This window comes from Brotaphodocola sp. (assembly GCF_050873365.1).
Classification (GTDB): Bacteria; Bacillota; Clostridia; order Lachnospirales; family Lachnospiraceae; genus Brotaphodocola.
Genome location: NZ_JBNMIQ010000002.1, coordinates 216,464 through 243,006 on the forward strand (window position 1 = coordinate 216,464; position 26,543 = coordinate 243,006).

At 48.9% G+C, this 26,543-nt stretch carries 22 protein-coding genes and 1 other annotated feature; of the genes, 4 read left to right on the top strand and 18 right to left on the bottom strand.

Features of this window, described 5'->3' with window-relative positions; all coding sequences use genetic code 11:
* Nucleotides 1-9: 9 nt before the first annotated feature.
* The 9 genes from phnE to ACR0QT_RS02180 all read right to left on the bottom strand — a co-directional run bounded on the left by phnE (nucleotide 10) and on the right by ACR0QT_RS02180 (nucleotide 9,997).
* Nucleotides 10-831 (bottom strand): phosphonate ABC transporter, permease protein PhnE, encoded by an 822-nt coding sequence (gene phnE, locus ACR0QT_RS02140; RefSeq protein WP_432629249.1) that lies wholly within the window; start codon nucleotides 829-831, stop codon nucleotides 10-12.
* Nucleotides 828-1,580 carry a phosphonate ABC transporter ATP-binding protein gene (gene phnC / locus ACR0QT_RS02145; protein WP_432627571.1) on the bottom strand — a complete coding sequence of 251 codons (753 nt, stop codon included), beginning with the start codon at nucleotides 1,578-1,580 and terminating at the stop codon, nucleotides 828-830. Before phnC ends, phnE begins: the two co-directional genes overlap by 4 nt.
* Before the next feature lie 229 nt (nucleotides 1,581-1,809).
* Nucleotides 1,810-2,904 (bottom strand): phosphate/phosphite/phosphonate ABC transporter substrate-binding protein, encoded by a 1,095-nt coding sequence (locus ACR0QT_RS02150; RefSeq protein WP_432629250.1) that lies wholly within the window; start codon nucleotides 2,902-2,904, stop codon nucleotides 1,810-1,812.
* Between the two features lie 425 nt (nucleotides 2,905-3,329).
* Nucleotides 3,330-4,127, bottom strand: coding sequence for an ABC transporter ATP-binding protein (locus ACR0QT_RS02155; RefSeq protein ID WP_432629297.1), 798 nt, complete (start codon nucleotides 4,125-4,127; stop codon nucleotides 3,330-3,332).
* A gap of 22 nt (nucleotides 4,128-4,149) precedes the next feature.
* On the bottom strand, nucleotides 4,150-5,046 hold the full coding sequence (locus ACR0QT_RS02160; RefSeq protein ID WP_432629251.1) for an ABC transporter permease: 897 nt from the start codon (nucleotides 5,044-5,046) through the stop codon (nucleotides 4,150-4,152).
* On the bottom strand, nucleotides 5,046-6,155 hold the full coding sequence (locus ACR0QT_RS02165) for an ABC transporter substrate-binding protein (protein ID WP_432629252.1): 1,110 nt from the start codon (nucleotides 6,153-6,155) through the stop codon (nucleotides 5,046-5,048). The genes ACR0QT_RS02160 and ACR0QT_RS02165 overlap by 1 nt, the downstream gene beginning before the upstream one ends.
* A 146-nt stretch (nucleotides 6,156-6,301) precedes the next feature.
* Nucleotides 6,302-7,405, bottom strand: coding sequence for an iron-containing alcohol dehydrogenase family protein (locus tag ACR0QT_RS02170; protein WP_432629253.1), 1,104 nt, complete (start codon nucleotides 7,403-7,405; stop codon nucleotides 6,302-6,304).
* Between the two features lie 158 nt (nucleotides 7,406-7,563).
* Nucleotides 7,564-7,813, bottom strand: a binding site (T-box leader).
* 211 nt (nucleotides 7,814-8,024) lie between these two features.
* On the bottom strand, nucleotides 8,025-8,552 hold the full coding sequence (locus ACR0QT_RS02175) for an adenine phosphoribosyltransferase (protein ID WP_432629254.1): 528 nt from the start codon (nucleotides 8,550-8,552) through the stop codon (nucleotides 8,025-8,027).
* Between the two features lie 185 nt (nucleotides 8,553-8,737).
* A complete protein-coding gene (locus ACR0QT_RS02180) occupies nucleotides 8,738-9,997 on the bottom strand; it encodes a glycoside hydrolase family 10 protein (protein ID WP_432629255.1) in 1,260 nt (419 codons plus the stop codon).
* Between the two features lie 198 nt (nucleotides 9,998-10,195).
* Between ACR0QT_RS02180 and ACR0QT_RS02185 the strand changes: the two genes are divergently transcribed.
* Nucleotides 10,196-11,833, top strand: a complete 1,638-nt coding sequence (locus ACR0QT_RS02185; protein WP_432629256.1) for an oligosaccharide flippase family protein — start codon at nucleotides 10,196-10,198, stop codon at nucleotides 11,831-11,833.
* A gap of 142 nt (nucleotides 11,834-11,975) precedes the next feature.
* On the opposite strand, the gene ACR0QT_RS02190 is transcribed toward ACR0QT_RS02185, so the two are convergent.
* The 7 genes from ACR0QT_RS02190 to ACR0QT_RS02220 all read right to left on the bottom strand — a co-directional run bounded on the left by ACR0QT_RS02190 (nucleotide 11,976) and on the right by ACR0QT_RS02220 (nucleotide 19,114).
* Nucleotides 11,976-12,473 carry a hypothetical protein gene (locus ACR0QT_RS02190; protein ID WP_432629257.1) on the bottom strand — a complete coding sequence of 166 codons (498 nt, stop codon included), beginning with the start codon at nucleotides 12,471-12,473 and terminating at the stop codon, nucleotides 11,976-11,978.
* Between the two features lie 118 nt (nucleotides 12,474-12,591).
* Nucleotides 12,592-13,581: a LacI family DNA-binding transcriptional regulator gene (locus ACR0QT_RS02195; RefSeq protein ID WP_432629258.1), complete on the bottom strand. Its 990-nt coding sequence runs from the start codon at nucleotides 13,579-13,581 to the stop codon at nucleotides 12,592-12,594.
* Between the two features lie 162 nt (nucleotides 13,582-13,743).
* Nucleotides 13,744-15,306, bottom strand: a complete 1,563-nt coding sequence (locus tag ACR0QT_RS02200; RefSeq protein WP_432629259.1) for a glycoside hydrolase family 28 protein — start codon at nucleotides 15,304-15,306, stop codon at nucleotides 13,744-13,746.
* Nucleotides 15,307-15,461: 155 nt separating this feature from the next.
* Nucleotides 15,462-16,313 (bottom strand): carbohydrate ABC transporter permease, encoded by an 852-nt coding sequence (locus ACR0QT_RS02205; protein WP_432629260.1) that lies wholly within the window; start codon nucleotides 16,311-16,313, stop codon nucleotides 15,462-15,464.
* A 6-nt stretch (nucleotides 16,314-16,319) separates the two neighbouring features.
* Nucleotides 16,320-17,222 (bottom strand): carbohydrate ABC transporter permease, encoded by a 903-nt coding sequence (locus tag ACR0QT_RS02210; RefSeq protein WP_432629261.1) that lies wholly within the window; start codon nucleotides 17,220-17,222, stop codon nucleotides 16,320-16,322.
* A gap of 34 nt (nucleotides 17,223-17,256) precedes the next feature.
* Complete coding sequence (locus ACR0QT_RS02215) at nucleotides 17,257-17,583, bottom strand: hypothetical protein (RefSeq protein WP_432629262.1); 327 nt, start codon at nucleotides 17,581-17,583, stop codon at nucleotides 17,257-17,259.
* Between the two features lie 157 nt (nucleotides 17,584-17,740).
* On the bottom strand, nucleotides 17,741-19,114 hold the full coding sequence (locus ACR0QT_RS02220; protein WP_432629263.1) for an ABC transporter substrate-binding protein: 1,374 nt from the start codon (nucleotides 19,112-19,114) through the stop codon (nucleotides 17,741-17,743).
* A gap of 657 nt (nucleotides 19,115-19,771) precedes the next feature.
* Between ACR0QT_RS02220 and ACR0QT_RS02225 the strand changes: the two genes are divergently transcribed.
* A complete protein-coding gene (locus ACR0QT_RS02225) occupies nucleotides 19,772-20,917 on the top strand; it encodes a glycoside hydrolase family 88/105 protein (RefSeq protein WP_432629264.1) in 1,146 nt (381 codons plus the stop codon).
* A gap of 347 nt (nucleotides 20,918-21,264) precedes the next feature.
* On the opposite strand, the gene ACR0QT_RS02230 is transcribed toward ACR0QT_RS02225, so the two are convergent.
* On the bottom strand, nucleotides 21,265-22,149 hold the full coding sequence (locus tag ACR0QT_RS02230; protein WP_432629265.1) for a LysR family transcriptional regulator: 885 nt from the start codon (nucleotides 22,147-22,149) through the stop codon (nucleotides 21,265-21,267).
* Between the two features lie 268 nt (nucleotides 22,150-22,417).
* Between ACR0QT_RS02230 and ACR0QT_RS02235 the strand changes: the two genes are divergently transcribed.
* A complete protein-coding gene (locus ACR0QT_RS02235; protein WP_432629266.1) occupies nucleotides 22,418-23,695 on the top strand; it encodes a serine dehydratase subunit alpha family protein in 1,278 nt (425 codons plus the stop codon).
* A gap of 2 nt (nucleotides 23,696-23,697) precedes the next feature.
* Complete coding sequence (locus tag ACR0QT_RS02240; RefSeq protein WP_432629267.1) at nucleotides 23,698-24,891, top strand: dicarboxylate/amino acid:cation symporter; 1,194 nt, start codon at nucleotides 23,698-23,700, stop codon at nucleotides 24,889-24,891.
* A 189-nt stretch (nucleotides 24,892-25,080) separates the two neighbouring features.
* On the opposite strand, the gene hemW is transcribed toward ACR0QT_RS02240, so the two are convergent.
* Complete coding sequence (hemW, locus tag ACR0QT_RS02245) at nucleotides 25,081-26,412, bottom strand: radical SAM family heme chaperone HemW (protein ID WP_432629268.1); 1,332 nt, start codon at nucleotides 26,410-26,412, stop codon at nucleotides 25,081-25,083.
* Nucleotides 26,413-26,543: the final 131 nt, after the last annotated feature.

A 26,543-nucleotide genomic window follows, 5' to 3' on the forward strand; every position in this document is an offset into this window, starting at 1 on the left:
GGCCCTCCCTTATACCAGATGCCGGCGTGCTGCACGGCTGATGGTTTCAATGATAAATACCGTTACAAACAGAGCGATCAGGATCATGCCCACACTCGGGTACTCTCTCCAACCGATCTTCTCGTTCAGGATCAGTCCAAGTCCACCTGCACCTACATATCCAAGGATTGATGCGTAACGCACATTTCCCTCGAAGCAGAACAGGCAGTTCGACAGATAGGACGGCAGAACCTGCGGAACGATTGCGGAGATGAATGCGCGCACCTTCGTCGCACCCATTGCCTCCATCGCCTCAAAGGCACCCATGTCCACGGTCTCGATCTCCTCGTAGAGAATCTTTCCGATGTATGCAAACGTGAAGACTGCGATTGCGGTCGTACCAGCAAGGGTTCCAAGTCCGAAAATGTAAGTCGCGATCAGCGCAGTAACCAGAGTCGGCAGGGTACGCACAATACTCAGGAAAAGGCGCATCAGGCTGACAATCGCACGGCTCGGAATGACGTTTGTCGAAGCGAGCATTGCAAACGGAACGACAAGGATCGAACCGATGAAGGAGCCGAGAAGCGACATCTTGATTGTGTCAAACAGCGGTTGCCATACAGACGGCATGTAGTCCCACTTCGGCGGGAACATCTGTCCGAGAATAACGAAAAACTCCTTGATTCTCGTCGTGAGCACCACCATGCTAAATCCAGTGATCTTCACGGAGAGGATCGTCATCGCCAGAAGAATGATCACAGCAAGCGGAGCGCGGGAACGTTTCTGGGAAACGCTCTTTCCGTTTGCGATCGTGAAGGTCTTCGGCGGAAAAATCTTATCGTAGATACTCATGCCTTCATCTCCTGTCTTCCCTGATAAATCTTATCCAGAACAGCCTGATCCACATTTTCGGACGGTCCGTCGTATACCACCTCACCGGCGCGAACACCGATTACACGGGAAGCATACTTGAGTGCCAGATCGACATGGTGGATATTGATCAGAACCGTGATCTTCATCTCCTTGTTGATGCGGTCAAAATCATCCATAACCTGCTTTGCGGTTACCGGGTCAAGGGCTGCAACCGGCTCATCTGCGAGAATGATCTCCGGATTCTGTGCAAGGGTTCTTGCCAGAGCAACTCTCTGCTGCTGACCACCGGAGAGCTGATCGGTGCGGACAAATGCCTTGTCGAGAATTCCTACCTTGTCGAGTGCCTCAAGTGCCTTGAGCTTCTCCTCCTTCGTGAACACGCCGAAGAACGCACGCCACCACGGAAGATCCGGAACAAATGCAGTCAGAACGTTCTTGATTACCGTTGTTCTCGTCACAAGGTTGAAAGACTGGAAGATCATACCGATCTTACGGCGAAATGCGCGCAGGTTCTTTCCCTGCAAACTCATGACATCGGTTCCATCCACAGTCAGAGTTCCCTCTGTAATGTCATGCATGCGGTTGATGGTACGGATCAGCGTGGACTTTCCTGCACCGGACAGACCAATGATTGCAACAAATTCTCCCTGATCAATCGTCAGATTCACATGTTTCAGACCCTCAAAGCCGTTGGGATACTTCTTTCCCACATTTTTAAACTCAATCATTTCTTTCTGCTATTATAAATCGCTCCTCATCCATTTCTGTTTCCTCCGGATCTCTATAATAGCGTTCCTTTCTGAATATTTTTCCCGCCCTTTTTTGCGGATTGTTGCGGATTTTTTGCAGACACGCTCATAAGTTCATACATACGCACATGTGCAGAAAAGGACTGCCACATAAACAGCTCCTTGTTGTCCATGTAACAGCCCATCTCATTTTCCTGTAATGCCTTGCTTATGACGCTCCGTTGAGCTTCTTGATCATTTCCTGTGCATCGCGCTCAGAATCATAGTCAGAATCATTTGCCTTCTGATAACCCTGGTGCGTGTAGATGGAGATGACCTCCTTACCCTCCTCGGTGTTTCCGATGTTGATGAATGCATTTGTCAGAGCTGTCTTGAAATCATCATCCATGATCGGAGAGGTCTTGCTGACACTGATCGTATCGTTGTAGATTGCCGGAGTTACGCCGATCAGATCGGTATCTTCCCAGATGCTGTTGCTCATTGCGTACTCGTCGTTCCACTTGCTCTCATAGTCACGGCGTGCATCTGCGTAGGTGCACAATACATCAACCTGGCCGGAAGCCAGACGTGCGAATGCACTTGCATAGGAATCAGACTGAACAGCATGGCTCAAATCCGTGATGTTCTTGCCGTAGTTCTCAAGCATCCACAGAGACGGATAAATATATCCTGCGGAAGAAGAAGAACCCATTACGCTCCAGTTTGCACTGTCGAGATCCTCCCAGGTCAGCTCCTCACCTGCGTTTACCTTCTCCGCCAGCTCCTTACCCTTCTCGGACGGACCTGCCACGATCAGAGCGCGGTAGAACGTTACCTGCTTGTCAGTTCCCTCGATCGGCTCGTTGTCGTTCCACTCCTTCGGATCGTCAGAGTCAACAGACAGACCATCTCTTGTAGCGGTTACGATTGCCTCACATCCGTCATCGTACAGAACGTAAGTACCACCCGGAATAAATCCAACATCGGTCGTTCCTGCGGAAAGAGCCTCGCCAACTGCCTCGAAGCTGGTTCCCACGCTGATATCTACATCCTTTACATCGTATCCCTCGTTAGCCAGCTCAGTCTGAAGCAGACCCTTTAACGGCTCGGTTGCCGTGATGATATCCTGCGGATCACGGGACGGTACGAAAGCTACGGTCAGTTTCTTGATTTCCTTATTTCCTGATGCTTCACTGCCAGCGTTTGCGCTGTCATTTCCTGCGGTTGTTGTCGTGTTGCTTGCACTGCTTCCACATCCGGTTACTGCCAGACCAAGTGTCATGCACATAGCTGCAGCCAGAATTCTGGAAATCGATTTTTTCATGATTCTTCCTCCTGCTTGTTCACATAAATCCTCGTATGTGGCGGTTGTCTTCCCTGTCTGTACCCTCTTCGATCGGCAGACAGACTTCACCTCTTGCCACTACCGTTCAATAATGTACCACAATTTCCGCCCGGTGTAAATCACTCATTCGACAAAGTTTCCGAAAATTCTCGTATTTTTCTAAGTACGCACGAATTTTCCTCCAAAAAATGAAAAATCCGGCAATCGCTCCCAGAACGCAAAAAACCTTCTAAGAGCAACTGCCGGACTATTTTTTCTCTAACTTTTTTTGAATTCAAGTCGATGCCTGCAAAGATAAGACTTGAAGACTTGAACTCAGAAGGGAACTCAAAAGGGGATTATCTCCCCTCCTGAGAAAGTTTGCGATACTCCCACCTATAGAGGAGGGGAACATCCACTCTGAGTTACACAGAGAGAAGCACGCGATCTGTCGCAAACTCCTCTTTCTTCTTTTCTGAGTACATCTCAACGAGACGCTCCACCGTCAACGCTTCCCTCTGCTTTGCGTCGATGTCAAACATCACCGAACCTGCGTCGAGCATGATCGTGCGGTTTCCGGTCTCAAGTGCCTGCTTCATGTTGTGGGTGATCATCATCGTCGTGATCTGGTGTTCCTTCACAATCCGGTTCGTGATCTTCATCACTTTCTCGGCGGTCGCCGGGTCAAGCGCTGCGGTGTGCTCATCGAGAAGCAGAAGTTTCGGAGGAACGAGCGTGCTCATCAGAAGCGTCACAACCTGACGCTGACCGCCTGAGAGCAGTCCAACCTTCGTCTTCATGCGGTTCTCCAAATCCATCGAAAATTTTTCAAGCTCGGTCCGGAAATAATCCCGATCTTTTCTCGTCAGCGCAAACGCGAGACTGCGCTTTTTCTGCTTGGAGTAGGCGAGCGCCAAATTTTCCTCGATTGTGAGGCTTGGCGCGGTACCCTTCATCGGGTCCTGAAACAATCTTCCGATTCTCAGTGCCCTGCGGTACTCCGGCTCAAACGTGATGTCCTTTCCATCGAGAAGGATTTTTCCGGAATCGAGGAGGAAATTTCCACAGACGGCATTGAACATCGTGGACTTTCCGGCTCCGTTTGAGCCGAGAACCGTGACAAAATCGCCCTGTGCAAGCGTCAGGTTCAGCTGATTGAGCGCCGTGTGCTCATTCGGCGTTCCCTTGCTGAACTTCTTGCATGCGGACTGAATTTCAAGCATTGGTGTCATGGATGTCATGATTTTATTTTCCTCCTTTCCGGATCTTCTGTACTTCCATCATCGACTTGATTGCCGGGATTGCAAGGGCGAGCGTCACGATGACTGCCGACACAAGCTTGAGCATGTATGCCGGAAACCAGTCTGCCTTCGTCGCGATTGCTATGATGTAGCGATACACCACCGAACCGAAAACTGCAGAGACAAATCCGATCGTCACGGAGCGTTTTCCAAAGAATGCCTCTCCGATGATTACCGATGCGAGTCCGACAACGAGGATGCCGACACCGGAATTGATGTCCGCAAAGCTCTGATACTGGGCGATCAGTCCGCCACACAGCGCGATCAGTCCGTTGCTCAGTGCAAGTGCGATGCATTTCATGCGATCCACGTTGATTGAGGATGCCTTCACCATGTCGGTGTTGTCACCGGTCGCGCGGATGCACAGACCAAGGCGGGTGCGGAAGAATGCCGACAGCGCCACGGTACAGACAACAGACACCACAATCGCCATGATCAGCTTAACTGCCTCTCTCTCAAACATCGGAAGTGCACTCTGCGCGAGCGTAAAGATCGTCTCCTTTCCGATCAGCGTCAGGTTCGGCGTTCCACCAAGCACGACCGTGTTGATCGAGTAGAGACCACTCATCGTCAGGATTCCTGTCAGAACCGGATGAATGTTCAACTTCGTCTGAAGCAGTCCGGTCACACAGCCTGCGAGTGCGCCTGCTATGAGCGACGCAAAGATTCCCAGAAACGGATGGCCGGCAGTCGTGAAGATCGCTGCCGTCGCCAGTCCAAAGGTAAAACTTCCCTCTGCGGTCAGATCCGGGATGTTCAGGATTCGGAAACTGATGTAGATTCCGAGTACCATGACCCCGTAAATCAGTCCGAGCTGAAGAGAGCCAATCAGTAATGTCATTAGTTTTTATCCTCCACAAAACGAATTCCGTCTTCCTCTGCAACCTCGATTCCGAGAGCCTCCATCGTCGTCTTGTTGACTACGGTCTCGCTTGCCGGAACAACGATTGCCGGGATGTCTGCGATTGCAGTTCCATTTAAGTACTCGATTGCCATGTCTGCGGACTGTGCACCGATCTCCTTATCGCTGATCGCGATCGTTGCAAATGCGCCGGAGTCAACCATCGTAGCAGAGCTTCCGTAAACCGGGATCTTCGCGCTTCTTGCAACCTCAGTCACGAGAGGCATTGCAGACTGGATCACACTGTCGTTCGGGATGAAGATTGCATCCACGCTGTCTGCGAGAGACTGAGCTGCCTGCTGAACCTCAGAAGAGTTTGTCACAACCGCTTCCTTATACTCAAGACCATTCTCCTCACAGTACTTCTTTGCGGACTCTGCTGTGTTCACGGAGTTGACCTCGCTCGTGCAATAGAGAAGACCAAAGGTCTTTGCATCCGGAGTCAGCTTCTCGCTCAGAGCGAAGATATCACCGACCGGAATCGCATTGGAGGTACCGGTTGCGTTCTTATCCGGCTTCTCCATCTCTGTGATCACGCCCGCTGCCTGCGGAGCAGATACGGCAACGAAGATTACCGGAGTCTCGGTCTTTAAGTTTACCATCGCCTGAGTCGGCGGAGTTGCAACGGTTGCAACGAGATCATAATCTCCGCCAGCCATGCCCTGAGCGATCGTCTGAAGGTTCGTCGCATCGCCCTGCGCACACTTGTAATCGATCACAAGATCCGACTCGGAATAACCCTTTGCGCGAAGCTCCTCGATGAAGCCCTCTCTCATATCGTTGAATGCGCCATTCTCTACCATCTGGATCACACCGACCTTGTAAGCCTTGCCATCCTTCGGTGCGACAGCGCCCTCTGCCTGTCCTTCTGCCTGACCAGCCTCGGCCGTTGTCTCTCCCTCTGCCTTGCTCTCTGCCTCAGAAGCCTGAGCCGTTGTCTGTGCGCTCTCCGTCTGAGAAGAACTTCCGGAAGCACAACCTGCAAGTGCTCCCATCATCATTGCGGTCACTGCCATTGCCAAAGAACGTTTCATAAATGCCTTTCTCATAATTGTTTCCTCCTCATATAAACTTGAAATATTTTAAATATTTCATTGATTTGAATCTTACATTGTTATCTTATCCGTCTTTTTTATTTCCGTTTTTTGTATGTTTACGGATTTTTATTTCTCTCTTTTTGGCAGATGCTTATTTATCATTTCGCTTCCCCGTCTTCCCTGTTTCGCTCTGCCAGCTGTGCAAATGCCTTCTCAAGCAGATCAGCGGTAACCGGATATGGGTTGTGGTCGATGTCCTTCATCTGCATCGTCTTCTCGATGACCTGAGGAAGTGCCTCCTCGGTGATCTCCACATCTGCAAGGGAAGTCGGGAGACCAACACTCTTGTTAAACTCGTACATCTTCTCGAACATCTCCTTCTGACCATCCACGAGAAGAAGGATCAGAACGCCAAATCCAACCACCTCACCGTGAAGGTGTCCCTCCTCGATCTGTGGGAAAGAAGTCAGAGCGTAGAAGATTGCGTGGGCAAGACCCGTATTGTAATCGATGATCCGGTCCTGCGTCACGAGAATCGAGGTCAGTGCCGTGCTCACAACAATCGCAAGAACGGTCTGCGCAAGCTCCTCGGAAACCCGTCCCGCGCGGTTGTCCTCCATCGCCTTCGCGCCGTACTCGAGAATCGGATTCAAGCACATCTGGCTGATCGTCACGCCAAGTCCGACATAGTGGTTCAAGTGCTCGCCTCTCGAGGAGACCGTGCTCTCAAAATACTTGGCGTAGGTGTCACCCATTCCCGCCCACATGTAGCGCTCCGGAGACTTTGCGATGATTCCAAGATCAATGAAGGCATGTACCGGCGGTTTCTTTAAGAAATACGGTTTTAAGAAACTTCCGTCTGTGTGGTACATGATCGAAACGCTCGTGCACGCGGAACAGTTCGAAGCAATCGTCGGAAATGTGAAGACCGGCTTCTCCGTCTGCTCTGCAAGTGCCTTTGCGGTGTCAGTCGCCTTTCCGCCACCGACTGCAAAAATCATGTCCGCTTTCTGAACGGTCTCATTTGCCTTGAGAATTTCAAGATTTTCGTAACTGCACTCTCCGCCGTACCAGACAAAATCAAGAATCTCAATCTTTCCGCTCTCTGCGCCCTCGCAGATTGCCTTCCGTGCCGATTCCACTGCACGATGCCCACCAATCACAACCGCCGTCTTTCCATACGGGGTACAGATTGATCCGATATTCTCATAGACACCCTCTCCAATCGTATAACTTGGAAGATAAATGCTGTATCCTTTCATCTGTCTGCCTCCTCTTTCTGCCTGATCAAAATGCTTAACTGCTTATAAATGCTTATTCAAATGAAAAAAATCAAAATCGTTTTGCACCAGGTACGCCGTCATGCGAAGCGATAAAAAATTGAAGAAATAAAAAACGCCCCGGACAGAAATCACTCTCTATCCGGGACGAATATCATTCACAATATCCGCGGTACCACCCGCCTTAGCCTCACGGCTCTCTCGCTCCGCATACAAACATATGCGCCGTCCTGTTACGATTACGGCTATCGTCGCTCCATACTCTATTTCTTTGTTCCGGAGCGCCCTCAAAAGTCCATTCATCTGGTCTGCAAGCATCGCCTTCCCACCACCGGCAACTCTCTGTGTCTCCCAATATCCAGACTACTTACTCTTTCTCATCGGTTTTTTCATTTAATTGTTGGTGCAATCTTAGCACTTTCTAAATGATTTGTCAATCATTTCCACGATTTATTTCGAGTTGCTGTTCACGCATTGCGCAAACAGCAACGGATTTTGCCGATACTTCGCATTCCAAATCGGCAAAATCTGCTACCACCACGTTATCTTACGGCACTTTCGGTTCCAAAAGTGCCTACTGGAAACAATAACTCAAATTCTCCTACTTTCCCTCGTAGACGATTGCGGACTCCACCTCATAATTTTTGAGCTTCTCTCTTCCCTTGAGTCCGGCAAGCTCCATCACGAAACAGATCTTGACTACCTCTCCGCCGAGCTGTTCGATCATGCCGACCATCGCCTCAGTCGTGCCACCAGTCGCAATCAGATCATCCACAATCACGACCTTCTGACCCGGCTTGATCGCATCCTTGTGCATCTCGATCGTCGCAGAGCCGTACTCGAGGTCATAGCTTGCGCTCACGGTCTCTCTCGGCAGTTTGCCCTTCTTGCGGATCGGCACGAACGCCTTATTCTTTGCATAGGCAACCGGCACACCAAAGATGAATCCGCGGGACTCCGGTCCCACCACTACATCGAAATCCACACCATCGAGCATGCACAGAATCTTGTCGATTGCCAGATGAAGTCCCTCCGGGTCCTGAAGGATCGAGGTCACATCACGGAAAATAATCCCCGGCTCCGGAAAATCCGGGATACTCACTACATACTCTTCCAGTTTCTTTGCCATTATCGTTCCTCTTTTCTCTTTTTTCTCTTTTCTATTATTTTCTATTTCTTTTTATAATTTTTTCTTTGTTTTTTGGTTCTTTTTCTCTTTTATGTTTCTTTTTGTTTTTGCCTGTTTCTATTTTTTCTTTCTATCTCTTTATTTCTTTTCGCTCTTTCTTAATTCTTCCCATGTGGTTTGCAAAATCACTGCAAAATCTTCAACAGGTTCTGGACTTCCTTCTGGGAAGTGCTCTCCTGAAACGATGCATACGAATAGAAACAGTAGCCGGATACCTGACCGCTTGCTCGTCCCGCCTGTACCTGACGCGCAATGATGTCATCGGAGCGCAACCACTCGGAGACGGAATTGTTGTCCTTCGAATCCGTGCCGGTGCGGTACATTGCAAGACCGAGATAGAGTCTCACAATTCCCTTCTTTTTCAGCGCAATCCAGCTGTTTAAGTTCTCCGTGTAGGCATAAGGAGCAAGAGAACCATTCTTGAGCTTCTGCTCGAATCCCCAGTACAGCTGAGGCATGATATAGTCCACATATCCGCTCTGGCTCATCCAGGTGTCAATGTCCGTAAAGAGCTGTTCGTTGCTCCGCAGATGCTCGAGATTGCCCGCCGGACTGATTCCAAACTGAACTGCCGGTTTTACCGACTTCACAGTCTGATAGACACTGCGGATCAGCTGGTTGACGTTCTCTCTTCTCCAGTCTGCAATCGCAAGCGAACTTCCCGATGCGTCATACTCCGGCTTATCAAACCAGCGCTTTGAGTCCTTGTCATTGACCTCCGGATAAAAATAATCGTCAAAATGAATGCCATCCACATCGTAATTCTGAACGACCTCGCGCACTCCGTTCACAATCAGCTCGCGCACCTGAGGCACAGACGGATTCAGATAGTAAGCCCCGTTCTGCTTTAATACCCAGCGGTCATTCGTCGTGTCTGCGTCGGACAGCCATTTTTTTACAATGCTCTGGTCAGAAACCTGATCCCAGGTGTTGTGGTATCCTGTCACGCGGAACGGATTGATCCATGCATGAAACTGAAGCCCATGATTATGCGCGGATTTCACAAAATATGCGAGCGGATCATAACCCGGATTCTGTCCCTGCGTTCCCGTCACAAAACGAGACCACGGAAAATAAGAAGACGGATACATCGCATCCGAGTCCGCCCGAACATGGACGAACACCGCATTCATCTTCAGCTGTACACAGCGGTCCATCATCGCATCGACAGCCTTCTGAAATCCCGCCTGGTCAGACGGAAGCGTCTCCCAGTCCAGATAGGAAATCCACACGCCTCGAAGTTCATCCCCACTTCTGACGGCTCCCTCACCCGGTCCCATCGCATACGCAGGTCTCACCGCCGTCATCGCCAAGAGCGCACATGTCATCAGCATTGCACCCAGACGAACGAAGATATTTTGTCTTTTGTATGTCTTGCCTTGCATCTTTCATTCCTCCAATCGGCAGGCAATCCTCATCCTTTTTTCACTGCTCGTCTTCTCGCAGTTATCCCTTTTTCTTTTTCCAAACACCCTTCAGTATAGCAAAACACGCCCCAAAGAACAACCTGATTTTTCACAGTCATGTTTTGTCGCTCTTTTCCATATTCTATACCAATCGCCTCGCCTTTGACCGGAGTTCCTATGTCTGTCTTTCTTTCCTCCCTCTCCCCGCGCAAACGCGCCTTTTTGAGCGGAACTTTGCTTTTGACGATCGCCGGATTTTCCTGCCGGATTCTCGGCTTTTTTTATCGAATCTTCCTCTCCCGCACAATCGGAGCGGAGGGGCTTGGCATCTACAACATGGTTCACCCGGTATACGGCATCTGTTTTGCGCTCTGCGCCGGGTCGATCCAGACTGCGCTCTCCCAGTACATCGCCTCAAATGAAAAAAAAGGAAAAGCCGTCTTTCACACGGGACTTCTCCTCTCCCTCTCGCTCTCTCTTTTCTTTGCGTTTCTGATCTGCCGTCACGCCGACTGGATTGCCCGCACCGTGCTGATGGAACCTTCATGTGCTCCCTATCTGCCCCTGATGGGACTCTCCGTGCCGTTTGCGTCCGCTCATGCCTGCATCAACGGCTATTATTACGGGATGCAGAAAGCCAGAGTCCCCGCCTTCTCCCAGATCGCCGAGCAGATTCTGCGAATGATTTTTGTCTTCGCTCTCGCGTCATTCTGGACTTCTCAGGGAATCGCGCTCACGGTTCAACTTGCCGTCCTCGGCCATGTCGCCGGGGAGGTCGCCTCGGCACTCTTTACCCTGCTCTGCCTCCTGATTTGTCCGCCATCCCCAATGCCATCCGGCTCTAAAAATCTCAAAAATGCCAACGCTCCAGCTGATCGCTCCGATTTTTCTAATCATTCGGATCTTTCAGTGGACACCACTTCGACCTCCTCGTGCACCCTCGCGCTGATCGCCCTCGCACTTCCGTTGATGGGAAACCGCCTCGTCCTCAACGTGCTCGCAAGCGCCGAGGCGGTGTGGATTCCCGCCAGTTTAAAACAATTTGGACTCTCTGCCTCGGAAGCCTTCTCAGTCTACGGCGTGCTGACCGGTATGGCACTTCCGTTCATCCTCTTCCCGTCTGCAATCACCAACTCAATGGCTGTCCTCCTGCTCCCGAGCGTCGCACGCGCGCAGGCAGAGGGACGAAACGACCTGATCGACACAACCGTGTCGATGTCCCTGCGTTACAGCCTGTACATGGGAATTTTCTGCATCGGGGTTTTTGTTCTATTCGGAAACGCGCTCGGGATGAGTGTCTTTCACAATCTGGATGCCGGCACCTGCATCCAGATCCTCGCATGGCTCTGCCCGTTTCTCTACCTCGCGACGACGATCGGAAGCATCCTAAACGGTCTCGGAAAAACGCACATCACGTTTTTGCAGAGCAGTCTGATCCTGACTCTGCGCCTGATCTTTGTGCTCGTCGGAATTCCGCGCTTTGGAATCTACGCCTATCTCTGCGCCATGTTAGTCTGCGAACTTTTGCTCGCCCTCCTTCACCTTCACGCCCTGCACCATATTGTTCCGTTTTACTGGGATGCGATCTCTATGATCGTCAAACCGGTCTTCGTCCTGTTTCTCTGTGTGGGGATTCACCGCTTCACCTCCTATGGATTGCCCGCCTTTTTGTCTCATTTTTCGAGACAAACGTGGGCGATCAGCAAGATCCCTCTCTTTTTCTCCACTGCTTTGCAGATCTTCGGCTTTTCAATCTGCTACGGGGGGCTTCTTTTGCTCTTTCATCTAGCTGAAAAACAGGACAATAAAAACTAAAAAAGCACAGAACAGAGAATCCGTCCAATCTGACTCTCGCCTGTGCTTTCTTTTATCTTACTTTTCTCCTAATAGAAGGCTATAACAAAAACGAACGCAACGGTAGATCCTTTCTACTCCGGTTTTCCCACAACTTACAAACTTACAGATCCAGAACAATCTTTGTGGAGGTGGACTTTGCCGTGCGGTCTTTTAACTTGACCTCAAACGTGTTGAGGGTTCCGGTCGTGTAGGACGGCTGACCTTCCAAAAGCAGAGAAACCGTGATCGTATCCTTCGACACACTGTCGATGTGGTAGACCATCTCGGTCACTTCTTTCTTGTACCAGCCTGCCTTGTTCACTGCATTCTCGAGAAGGTAGCAAACCGAATCCTCATTCAGAACCGGCGTCTCGACCCAGAGAGCGGTCTCCGGATCGATGTAGTACCAGGTATCGTTCGTCTTCACCCAGCCGGTCACATCCGTCCCATTCTCCTCGTACTTCCAACCCTCATCCGGAATCTCCTTCCACTCGCCCGCCCATGCAGTCAGTGCAGAACCGGCGAGCATTCCCACCGTCATTCCAACTACGGTCGCCATCTTCCAGAAATTTTTTCCAACTCTTCTATTTTTAATTTGATTTTTGATTTGATTTCTCATTTGCCAACACACCTTTCGATTTCTGCCTAATTTCTATCCTATTTATTTTATAATATTATAGGCATTTTTGAATCGCAAAGCAATTTCGCAAAAATGAATTTTTTCTAAAAACTTTGTGTTATTCCATCCGCCTAACCGTATCGCGGACAATCAGGCGGTTTTCGAGAACTGTTCTGCTGTTGTCCTCGACACCATCTTCGATTCTTCGCAGGAGCACGCGCGTTCCCTCTTTCGCGATCTCGCTCATGCTTCTCTCGACGGTTGTCAGCCTCATGCTGTTGTATCCGGACATATCCCAGTTGTCAAACCCGATCAGAGAGACATCCTCCGGCACTTTGAGTCCCTCCTCCGCAATCGCCTCCCGCGCGCCAAATGCCATCTCATCGTTGAAGCACAGAAGCGCGGTCGGATGATACTCGAGAAGAAGTTTTGCGCCCTGGTATCCGCTCGCATAGCGGTAAGTTCCACTGACAGTCGGAATCGCGGACGGATCAAGCCCATGTTTCCTTGCAGAGTTCTGCCAGCCGATGTGACGCAGTCTCGTGGAGTCCAGATTCGGGGCTCCCTCAATCACACAGATATTTCGATGACCGTTCTCAATCAGATAATCCATCGCCTTCTCCATCGCCTTCGTCTCATCCGTCGTCACATTCGGCGCATCGATATCGACTTTTCGGCAGATCACGACCATCGGAATTTTCTTCTCGAGAACCTCATCCATAAAGGCACGGTCCTCCGTTCTCTGGCTCAAAACAATGATTCCATCGTAATAACTCGGATTGAGCGTTCCCGGTTCATGCATATCAATACCTTTGACCACAATGTTGTACTTGCTTCCAACAATGCTGTAAACCCCTGTCAGAACATCGTGAAGCACAAACGGAGAGGTCATCTTGCTGATCGTCGAAAAGTACAGCCCGATCACATACGATCTGGAAAGTTTTAAGTGGATCGCCGCCTGATTCGGGACATAGCCCATCTCCTTGGCAATCTTTAGAATTCTCTTTCTTCGCTCCCCATTTTCACTTCCGATTCCATTCAAAGCTCTCGAAACCGTAGAATAAGAGACCCCCGCTCTCTGTGCAATATCTTTGATTGTTACCCCCATGTCTGTCCCTCCGTCTCACTATGGCAGGCTGAAGGAAACCGCCTCCGTCAAAGCGGTTCCCCTGTCTTCGCCGTCCCGTCCTCCACAGATTCGAGCGGAATGCATTTGCAGATGCATCCCACCCGCTCTCCCATCTGTTTTGGTCAGTCTTCCAAGACTCTTCTAGTCACTCAGTTTGTCAATGTTTCTCAGTGTAAATGCCTCTCCATCCTGACCTTCAATCTTCACATCGCGCAGAACCAGCTCCTCGATGTTGTCCGCAAAAATTCCCATCTTTGTGCACGGATCGATGCCGTCGAGCATTGCCGGAACTCCCGCCTTCGGATTCTCATCATAGGTGACATGAACGTGCTCCATGATCACACGGCGGATCTTTTTCTCCGGAAGACCGTAGAAGAAGGCTCCTGCGACGTGGCAGTTCTTCGCCTCAATGCGATGGAAGACAAGGGTGCGGATCTCCGGTGTGCGCTCATCGACCGGAAGTGCGTCCTTACAGCGAACGTACTCGGTATGACCATCCGGGTCACAGTAATAGAAGCAGTTGATCACAAACGGAGTCATCACCTGGTCCATCTGGATATTGTCAAACAGAATTCCATCGATAATCGCATCCTTACCGCGTCCGCGTCTCGTCTTGATTCGAAGACCGCGATCGGTATTGATAAAGAGACAGTCCTGAACCGTCAGGTTCTGCACACCTCCTGCCATCTCACTTCCGATCGTCACAGAACCGTGACCGTCGCGCATACAGCACTGGCGGATTGTGAGGTTCTCACACGGGCGCTTGTACTTTGCTCCCATATAGATCTTTCCGGATTTGACTGCAATACAGTCATCTCCAAGGGAGAAATACACGCCCACGATCTCCACGTTTTTGCAGGACTCCGGATCAAGACCGTCCGTGTTCGGAGAATCCTTCGGGTTGAGCACGGTCAGATCGATAAAACGAAGGTTGTCGGAGAAATACGGGTGAATGTTCCAGCTCGGACTGTTCTGCACCTGAATACCTGCGACTACAACGTCCTCACAGTGGTTGAGGAAAATCATTCTCGGACGGAATGCGATTCGCTTCACCTTTGCCTGATACCACCAGTTGTCCTTATCAAAGTTCGCATTTCCGTCAATGATTCCCTTTCCGTAGATCACGACATGCTTCACATTGACACCGGTGATGATACCGGAAAACATCGGGAGCGGATTGCCCTCCCACGTTCCGAGGTTGTACTCCTCCTTCTCATCCCAGCTCTGAATCAGACCCGGATAGATCGGGAATTTGTTGCGGTCTGTCTCCGCAGAGAGCACAGCTCCCTCCGCAAGTTCGAGATTCAGGTTGTCCTTTAAGAACAGGCTCGTCACCTTGTAAGTTCCTGCCGGAATCAGCACGCGACCCTTTTTCGGGCATGCCATGATCGCAGACTGGATAAAGAGCGTATCATCCGAAACGCCATCTCCCTTTGCACCGAACTCGCGCACGTTGAGCGTCACAAACTCCTCATCCGTCGTCACAAGTGCAAATGCCTGCTCCTCTCCTGCCTTTACGCAGATTTCATATTTTGTGGAAGGTTCCAGACCATAGATTCCGGTGATCACCCGATCGGTCTTCTTGTAGAGCTGATCATTGACATAAATCTCATACTCCCGCTTTGTGTGGAAGATTCCCTCGTCCTCAATCTCAATCGTAATGGATCTCGCATTCTGAAAAATACTACTTACTTTCTTTAACATTTTAGCACTTCCTCCCAAGTTTTCCAGATCTATTTTTTCTTCACTCTCTAACAGCAATTCAATTATCGTAGCACCTAACAACAAAAGGGGACTCCCTATACGAGAATCCCCTTATCAGGCTTGTGATGGTTCTAAATTCTAATGAATCGAATGATTTAGCCCTTAACGCCACCGGCAGAAATACCATCGATGAACGAGTTCTGTGAACAGAAGAACACGATCAGAGACGGGATAATCGTGATCAGGGACATCGCAAGAATACGGTTCCACTGGAATCCGACATCACCATCCATAGACATACGCAGATAGATGGAATGCGTATATTTCTTCATGTCTGCAATGTAGATCAACGGACCCTGGAAGTCGTTGGAAGTCCACATGAACTGGAACAGTGCACAGGATACCAGTGACGGCTTCAGCATCGGAACGATGACATACCACAGAGTCTTGATGGAGTTACATCCATCGATCTTTGCTGCCTCCTCAAGCTCCTTCGGAATACCTCTGAGGAACTGAACCAGCATGAATACGAAGTAGGTATCTACTGCAAACAGAGACGGAATCGTCAACGGCAGATAGGAATCTACCCACCCCCACTTGTTGTACATGATGTACTGCGGAGCGTTCAAAACAACCTGTGGCAGGAACAGCGTGGAAATCATCAGGGAGAAGAAAATGCCTTTTCCCTTGAAGTTAAAACGTGCAAATCCGTATGCCGTCAGGGTTGCGGAAAGCAGGGTGAAAACTACTTTCGGAACTACGATCTTGTATGTATTGATCATGGACTTGATCAGGTCGATCTTACCGCCGTAGCTCTTGAATGCATCTTTATAACCATCGAATACCGGATTCTTCGGCCAGAACCATGCGCTGGTGAAGATCTCCGAGTTTGTCTTAAATGTAGCGCCTACCATCCAGATCAGGGGATAGACCATGATGAAACCAACTGCAACAAGAAGAATATAGCGCAGTACTGTGCTTACCTTAGCTTTCTGCTCTCTTGTCATAATTTTCTACCTCCCGTCCTCATCCGAATAGTAAACCCATTTCTTCTGGCTGATGAATGCAACAGCAGTCAGCGTCATAACAATGATGAACAGAATCCATGCCTGAGCACTTGCCATACCCATCTTGTGACGAAGGAATGCGTTGTTGTAAATCAGCAGGGAAATCAGGGTGGTTGCTCCGTTCGGTCCGCCCTTTGTTACCAGGTACGGAGAGTTGAACTCCTGGAATGCCTGACACAGCTGAGTGATCAGGTTGTAGAAGATTACCGGTGTGATAATCGGAACCGTGATCTTGAAGAACTGCGTCCACTTTCCTGCTCCGTCAATCGAAGCTGCCTCGTAGAGATCCTGAGATACTCCCTTGAGAGCCGCAAGGAAAATAACCATTGCAGAACCAAACTGCCATACACGAAGCAGGATGATTACGAGCAGTGCAGAGTTTGCACCTGCCATCCAGTTGATCTTTGCCACTCCGAAGAAACCGAGAACGGTGTTGATCAGACCGTCTGTGTTGAAGATTGCTCTCCACAGAATTGCGATTGCAATGGAACCGCCCAGGATCGACGGAATGTAGTATGCGGTACGGAAAAAGTTTACACCCTTCAGTTTGAAGTTCAGGATGTAGGCGATGAACAGCGCGAAGATCAGCTTCAGCGGTACATCGAAAATTGCATATTTAAAAGTTACGGCGAATGCTCGGATGATATCGCTATCTGTAAAGATCTTCTGATAGTTCATCATACCAGTCTTTGTGATGCCGGTAAACAGATCATAGTTCGTGAAGCTGTAATACAGCGAAGATGCGAACGGATATACCTTAAAGACAAGGAATCCGATCAACCACGGCACTATGAATAAGAAACCTGCATTCTCAGTCAACGTCTTGCTGAAACTGCTTTTGTTCTGCATACGGTTACCTCCCGCTCATGGTAAATTTGTGTTTCTACTCTGCCAGCCATGCATATTTTTCCGGTAAAATAGCCCCTTCTCTTCCAGCCATTTTCACCACATATGCCAGACGGCTTCTCATCGACTCTTCCGGAAATTCGTTCTCAATGCCGACTTCCTTGCAGATTCGTCTGATTCGTTGCAGTTGCCCCTTTAAGATGTCGCAGAGGGCCTTATAATGCTCAAAAATTTCTTCTGACATTGCATCGATCGTTTCTGCGAGCAGAACCAACTGGTCTAAATCCAGATCCCCAAGGCTCTGAAACCACTTCACAATCTCCGCATAATTTGCCTTATCTTTTACGGCTTCTCTTACATCCATTCCTAAATTCCTTCTGCCACCCGTTTCCGGGCCCTTTCCTTAGGGAAGCCACCAAATCAATTTTTTGATCTCATTGGTGGCTTCCTCCGTGTTGTTGCTTTTTAATATGATTATGTCGTTAAGCCTATTCGCTTCCCGTCAGATTCTTTCGATTCTCTTAGTTTCCAAGAACCTCGTTTACACCATCGGTCAGCTGTTTTGCTGCTGCTGCGCTGTCGATATCGCCTGCGCTCAGCTTGCTGAATACTTTGTAGTAAACGCCATCCGGGTTAGCCTTCAGATCGTTGTGCTCGAACTTCGGATCAAGAGCGAACTTGTTGTGTGCCATAACAGCTGCGTTTGCTGCCTTAACCAGCTCATTTCCAAGACCCTTCTCATCAAGAACCTTCAGAGCCTCTGCGGAACACGGAATTCCTCTCTCAGTACCGATGATCTCAACGCCCTCCGGATCGTTCAGCATGTAGTTCATCAGAGCTGCTGCTGCTTCCGGATGCTCAGACTTTGCAGAGATTGCAAATGCCATGGAGATCTTGGTGAATCCGCCATCGTAATCACCGAACTTAATGAAGTCACCCTGTACGAACTCCTGATTCGGCTTGTCGGTAGACTCAACAATTGCCTTCTGGAACTTGCTTGCGGAAGAATCCCACTCGTAGATACCAGCGTATACGCCGTTGATCCACTTTGCATTCTTATCCAGGGAGTCAGCCATATCGCCTGCGATCGTAGCGATCGTCGGGATAACGTGATTCTCCTCGAGCTTGGTGATGAAATCCATACCTTCCTGAATCTCTTCCTCAGTGTACTGAAGCTCGCCGTTCTCTACCCAGTTCTTACCATATACAGACTCCAGATAGTAAACAAGGAAGATTGCACGGTCATACTCACCAAGTGCTAACGGATAGTAATCCTCGTTGTAAGCCTTGAACTTTGCTCCTGCCTCAAGCAGAGAAGCCTCATCGGTCGGGATATCGCATCCAACCTCATCAAAAGTGGTCTTGTTCCAGTAGAACAGACGACCGGTCATTGCGATCGGAACTGCCATCAGCTTTCCGTCAACGGTACACTGTGCAAGTGCATCCTCCGGGAACTGGGACAGATCAAGGATGTCTGCGTACTGATTCAGATCTGCGAAGTTCGTTCCGTTGTTGGAGTAGGAATCAATCCAGTTCCAGTTGATCTGCATCAGATCTGCGGAGTTACCACCCAGAATGTTCAGGGACTGCTTCTCCTCCCAACCGGACCATGCGCCGTACTCCGGGCTTACGGTTACGCTCGGGTACTTGGTCTGGAAAGCCTCGATTGCCTTCTCAGTTGCCTCATGTCTGGAATCTCCGCCCCACCAGGAAAAGGTGATGTCGCCGGAAATATCCCCAGAATTTCCGCCCTCTGCTGCGCTACCGTTCTCACCAGCTGCCTTTGTGTCAGCTGCTGCGGTTGTCTCGGTGCTAGTGCTTCCACCGCATCCTACCAGGGAAATTGCGGTAACGGAGGCCATTGCCAGTGCTGCTGCTCTCTTCATGTTTTTCATAAGAAACTTCTCCCTTTCTTTTATTTGCCAAGCCTGCAAATCGCTTTTTTCTGTCACGGTTTCTCTTGTATGCAAAGGTTTGCAAGATTTGGCTAAAAATTAATGCATTCCTGATTTTGTAAGCAGTTACATTTTTGCTTCTCGAAAATCGTTCCTGCACCTCTCTTGTGATGTTTCAATAATATCATACTTAAACTCATCCGTCAATTAGCTATTGTGCCTAGTTTGCTGTTTTTATTTTGTGCACCATACACAATTTCTTTTCTGTCTGATTTATGTTAAGATGATAGTAATTGCAAACGTTTTCACGCTTTCACCAAATAATCTTTTTCAAGGGAATCTTTCCTTGTGATTTTTTTGTCATAATCCCCCTTTTTGTTCCTATTCACGGATTTTTGGTTAAAAAAAGAGGTTGCATTTGTAGCATCTTATAATAGAGGAAACTTCTGCGAACGGAAAGGGCAAAAATGGATCACCGGATTCCATTAATCCATTAAAGTACATTAAAGTAATTGAAATTTAAAACTGTAAGGCAATCGCTAAAATACCAAATAACAGCTAAACGCTCCGCAACAACTAAAAAGCAATCATACAATCACGTTAAAGAATCAAAAGAAAAATATATAAAAAAGAAAAAGAAAGGAACTCACTATCATTATGAAAATTCTCGACCGCTACATCGATCAGCTTCTGGAGAAAAGCAGTCCAACCCGTCCGATCTGGAACATTGAAAAGATCCGTCAGGGCGCAAAGCCTTCCTGGAACTACATGGATGGCTGTATGATCAAGGCGATTCTGGAGCTCTACCACATCACAAAGAAGCCGGAATACCTTGACTTTGCAGACCGCTTTATTGACTATTTTGTCGAAGAGGACGGTTCGATCCACTCCTATCATCCGGAGGAGCACAATCTCGACAACGTAAACGCCGGAAAGACGCTCTTTGATCTGTATGATCTGACCGGCAAGGAGAAATATCGTCGCGCGATTGACACCGTGTACAGCCAGCTCAAGACTCAGCCCCGCACTTCCACCGGCAATTTCTGGCACAAGAAGATTTATCCAAACCAGATCTGGCTTGACGGACTCTATATGGCACAGCCGTTCTACATGCAGTATGAAATCGTTTACAATAACGGTGCAAATTGCAAGGACAGCTACCAGCAGTTCCTCAATGTGTACAATCTGATGAGAGATTTGAGAAACGGACTCTACTATCACGCTTACGATGATTCGAGAGAGTCCTTCTGGTGTGATAAGGTGACCGGACTGTCTGATAACTTCTGGTTACGCGCACTCGGCTGGTATGCAATGGCTCTGATCGATACAATGGAAGTGATGCCGGAGGAGACACTCGGAGCTGAGAAGAAAGAGATGAATCGAATCTATAAAGAGCTTATCGACGCTATGCTTCCGTATCAGGATGAAAAGACCGGCATGTGGTATCAGGTTGTAAACCGCGGTGGCATCCGCCCGAATTACCTTGAGACTTCCGGTTCTGCGATCTTTGCATACGCGATCATGAAGAGCGTGCGCCTCGGTTTCCTCGATGAATCCTATTTCGCATATGGAAAGAAGGCATTTGACGGAATCTGCGAGACGTATCTGTCTGAGGAAAATGGCGAGCTCCAGCTTGGCGGAATCTGCCTTGTTGCAGGTCTTGGAAATAAAGAGATGCGCGAGGGAACATTTGATTACTATATGCGCGAGCCGATCGTAAAGAATGAGGCGAAGGGCGTTGCTCCGCTGATTCTGGCGTATATTGAATTGATGTTCCATGAGAAAAAGAGCAAGAATGCGTAAACGCTAAGGTATCTCATACTCCTTGTAGATGATAAATGAGATACATAATCATTCATTATCTGCATATAAAAGTATAACATATATCACACACATACGGCTCCGACGACGGGAAAAGTCCTGCAAACGCGCTCTCGCTCCGGGTTCGACGTAACGGTGCATAAGGCTGTAAAAAACACAGCCTAAACACCGACGTCTCACACGGGTTTTCAGGACTTTCCCGATCTCGGAGCCTGTTTTCTACCTAATCATTGTAATTCTTTATTTTCCAAATCCTTCTCTAAAATTCAAACTTTTTATTTCATCTCAAAATTACAAAAAAGCGCATCCATCATAATCAAAAATATCCTCTACTTCCACTCCTCTGCCAATTTAAAAAACGCCTGCATCTCCCGCGTCACCCACTTATCCCGGTGATAAAAGATCTGTCGCCATGTCTGCATATGGAAATCGCGCACCTTCAGCTCGGTGAGCATATGAGTTTCCAATTCTTTTCGGATTGCAAATTCTGGCAAAAACGAGATTCCCATATTTTTGAGAAGCATCTGGATGATAAATTCCGTATTTCCAATCTCCAAAAATGGGCGGATGGAACACTCTGTCGCCACAAGATACTGCTCTAGGATATGGCGGTAACTCGCATCTTTCTCTGTCAGGAGAAATGGGAAGCCGAGCACTTCATCGAGCGCAAGCTCCCGATTTGCTTTTGCAAGCTCGTGTTCCGGGGAGGAGACAAAAATGTTTCGCTCAGGGATCTCAAGAATTTTGTGCCAGCGATGATCATAGATTCTCCGGTCGAGCAGATAGACCAGATCGATCTTATTTTCATTCATGCGCTCAAGCAGTTCGTCTGGAGATTCTGTGACAATGCTGATCTCAACCTGCGGATAAAGGCGGTGATATTCTGTCAAAAGTTCCGGAAAAATGGATGCACAGATTGACTCGATCGTTCCAAGGCAGAGCCGTCCATTCAGCTCATGTTTCTCTGTCAATGCTTCGCGCGCCTGATCGACACTTCGCATAATCTCCAGTGCATGACGATAAAAAATTCTTCCCTGTTCCGTCAGAGAAATCTTTTTTCCGATCCGGTCAAATAAGATGACCCCCAATTCTTTTTCAAGCTGTTTGATCTGGATTGTGACCGCTGCCTGAGAATATCCCAACTGCTTCGATGCTTTTGAAAAGCTCTGTTGCTGTGCAATCTGCAAAAATGTGTTGATCTCCCGAAATTCCATATTTTCTCCTTATTCCCCACTCTCATCCTCGATCATCCCTCTGCCAGATTTTTCCCTTGCGGTTTCCCCCATAACTTGTTATGATCTTAGTTGACCCTATTTTACGCAAACCTCTTTTCAGTGAGAGATTTATCATTAAATTATTTTTAATGATGCATTAAAATCTTTAAATTTTACATTTGTATCCCTTTATGTTACGATATTTTTATCAATAAGGCAAGCCGTAAGATAAAACATTAAGTAATTTTACACAAAGGGGGATACCAGGATGGACAGATCTGATCCGCGTTATCACGCATACGTCCAGATCCTGAAAGAGGAACTGATTCCGGCAATGGGTTGCACCGAACCGATTGCTCTGGCTTATGCAGGTGCTGTTGCCCGTCGTACACTCGGCGAACTTCCTGATCGCGTGACCGTTCAGGCAAGTGGAAGTATCATCAAAAATGTAAAATCGGTCATTGTTCCAAATACCGATCATCTGAAAGGAATCGATGCCGCGGTTTCCGCCGGAATCGTTGCCGGTGATCCGGACAAAAAACTCGAGGTCATCGCAAGTGTGACTCCTGAGCAGATTCAGGCGATGAAGCAGTTTATGGACGATGTTCCGATTGAAATCGAGCATATCGACAAGGGATGTACGTTTGACATCGTTGTGATCGTACATCACAACGACGAATATGCAAAAGTCCGGATTGCAAACTATCACACAAACATTGTTCTGATTGAGAAAAATGGAGAAATTCTTGAACAGGCAAAAGTTTCCGGTGACAGTGAGGATGGACTCACCGACCGCAATCTTCTCGACATGGAACACATCTGGGATTTTGCGATGACGGTCGAGATCGACGAGGTAAAGTCTCTGCTTGACCAGCAGATTTCCTGCAATATGACGATTGCAAACGAGGGACTCAAAAATGATTACGGCGCAAACATCGGCAAAGTACTCTTGGCGATGGACGGCGACAACGTGCGCGTCAAGGCGAAAGCGATGGCTGCCGCAGGTTCCGACGCGCGAATGAATGGCTGTGAGCTTCCGGTTGTGATCAACTCGGGAAGCGGAAATCAGGGTATCACGACCTCCGTTCCTGTCATTGTCTATGCGAGAGAGCTTCATGCAGACGAGGAGAAACTTTACCGTGCACTCACACTCGCAAACCTGACCACAATCCATGTCAAGACACCGATCGGACGACTTTCCGCATACTGTGGAGCCGTTGGAGCCGGTGCAGGCGCGGGCGCAGGAATCGCTTATCTCTGTGGTGGGGGCTACAAAGAAGTGATTCACACCGTTGTCAACGCTCTTGCGATTGTATCAGGCATTGTCTGTGACGGTGCAAAGGCATCCTGTGCCGCAAAGATTGCTTCCGCGGTCGACGCAGGAATTCTCGGCTACAACATGTACATCCGCGGTCAGCAGTTCTACGGCGGTGACGGCATCGTATCAAATGGGGTTGAAAACACACTGAAAAACATTGGTCGTCTCGGAAAGGAGGGCATGAAGGAGACGAACGACGAAATTATTAAAATTATGATTGGAGAATAGGTATGAAAAAGATTACAGGCAGTTTGCCATTTAAGCTTCTTCTTGGGGTTATCCTCGGCATCATCGCAGGTCAGGTCGCGGGGGAAGGCCTGATGAACATCGTTGTGACGTTCAAGTATATCCTGAATCAGGTTATCGTCTTCTGCGTTCCGCTCATCATCATCGGATTTATTGCACCGTCGATCACCCGTCTCGGAAATAACGCTTCCAAGATGCTCGGCGTTGCAGTCACGATCGCATATGTGTCCTCACTCGGCGCGGCACTCTTTTCCATGTTTGCCGGCTATGGACTGATTCCTCATCTGTCCATCGTTGCAGATGTTGAGGGTCTGAAAGAGCTTCCTGACATCGTCTTCAAGCTCGATATTCCGCAGATCATGTCCGTCATGAGTGCCCTCGTCTTCTCGATGCTCCTCGGTATTGCTGCAACCTGGACAAAAGCGAAAGTCATCACCGAAGTGCTTGAGGAGTTCCAGAAAATCGTTCTTGAGGTTGTTACCCGCGTTGTCATCCCGATCCTGCCGATCTTCATCGCACTGACCTTCTGTGCACTCTCCTACGAGGGAACGATCACGAAACAGCTTCCGGTCTTCCTTCAGGTTGTTATCATCGTTATGATCGGTCACTACATCTGGCTCGCCCTGCTGTACGCAATCGGCGGTGCTTACTCCGGAAAGAACCCGATGAGCGTTCTCGGAAACTACGGTCCGGCTTACATCACAGCAGTCGGCACAATGTCTTCCGCTGCTACCCTGGCTGTTGCTCTGCGCTGTGCAAAGAAATCTGAGCCGGCTCTGCGCGACGATATGGTAGATTTCGGTATCCCGTTATTTGCAAACATTCACCTTTGCGGTTCCGTTCTGACTGAGGTATTCTTCGTCATGACGGTTTCCAAGATTCTCTACGGAACCCTTCCGTCCCTCGGAACAATGATCCTCTTCTGTGCACTGCTCGGCGTCTTCGCAATCGGCGCACCGGGTGTTCCAGGAGGTACGGTTATGGCTTCCCTCGGTCTGATCACCGGTGTTCTCGGTTTCGACGAGACCGGTACCGCTCTGATGCTGACGATCTTCGCACTTCAGGACAGCTTCGGTACCGCCTGCAACGTAACCGGAGACGGTGCCCTCACAATGATCCTGACCGGATTTGCAGAGCGCCACGGCATCAAGAAACAGAAAATTGAGAGTGGTCTGTAAAGCAATCGATAAGTAAATAGATCATACAAAAAACAGGTGATGCCACCTGATCGTTTGATTAGACGATCTTGTGACACCACCTGTTTGCATGTTTCTCACAACTTATTGAACGATACCACATTCGACGATATATGATCAAATTACAATCTAACTGCAATCCAAAAACAATCCAATCTAGTCTCGTTACGTTCAGTCATCCAGCAAAAACTCACTCAGAACCACATTGCTGACATCGATTCCAAGATCACTCAGGCGCACCGAAGTGCCATCAAAGACAATCAGTCCCTGATCCTTGAGTTTCTGCATTACCTTTCCGTAGACATTCCACATATTGAGTCCAAATCTCTCATAGAAATCGCTTCCGGAGACTCCGCGCATCATCCGAAGTCCGAGGAACATGAATTCCTCGATCTGCTCTTTCTTTGAGAGTTCCTGAATCTCCTGTGCGGCTACTCCCGGCTCGCTCAAATTCATCGACAGATACTCTTTCAGATCCGTCGTATTGTGGTAGCGATAGCCAAAGGTATAGGAGGAAGCTCCAAGTCCAAGACCGAGGTACTCAACTCCGGTCCAGTAACCAATGTTGTGTCTGCACTCAAATCCCGGCTTTGCATAATTGGAGATCTCATAGCGACGGTACCCCTGAAGTGCCATCAGCTCTTTTGTCAGATGGTACATCTCGCGGTCAGTCTCCTCGTCTGGAAGATCCGGAAGCGGGGTCGCATTGAGTTTCGGCCATGCACGACGGTTAAGCCCTGCCTGACCATTTAAAATCTCACTGCCATCAACAGCGGCTTTCTCAGACTCCGGGGAATCCGGGATCTGGATGTTGACACTCTTGCAGTCTGCAAGATGTCTTCCACCCTCCTCATCGCCGTAACGCTCATAGAACGGCGTTCCCTCCTCGATAATCAGGCTGTATGCGGAGATGTGCTCCGGCTTGAGCATCATGACCTTCTTGAGTGTGCTCTTCCAGGAATGGAGATCCTGTCCCGGAAGCGCCGACATCAAATCGATGTTGATGTTCTTAAACCCTGCCTGTCTCGCGCGCTGATAGCTCTTTAAAAACTCATCATAAGAATGAATTCGCCCTAAATACTTTAACTCTTCGTCGTCCGCCGATTGCAGACCGATGCTCAAGCGGTTGATTCCACTCTGACGGTAAATCTCCAATTTTTCCATCGTGAGTGTTCCGGGATTCGCCTCGATCGTCACCTCCGCAAACGGAGAGACATCAAAGCAGGAGTGAATCACCGCAAACAGCTCCTCAATCAGCTCCGGTGGAAGAATCGAAGGGGTTCCTCCGCCGACAAAGATCGTATCCACCTGATAATCGGCAAAGCTTCCGCTCTGCCCGTAAATCTCTTCAATCAGCTTCTCGATATATCCCCGGTAACTGCGCTCCGGTGCCGAAAACGACAGGAAATCGCAGTAGGCACACTTGCGAATGCAGAACGGGATATGAATATACAATTCCAGTTTTTTCTTTTTGTTAATTCCGTTGTTACCCTTATTTTCCATACTCTCTTACTTCCAGACACCTCAAGCAAAGCTCAATCCATACTACAATTCAAGTCGACGCTCACGGAGACTTGGCGCGTGATTCCGGTTCGCTTACTGACATCTTCCCACCAGAATCACTGCGCACTCAC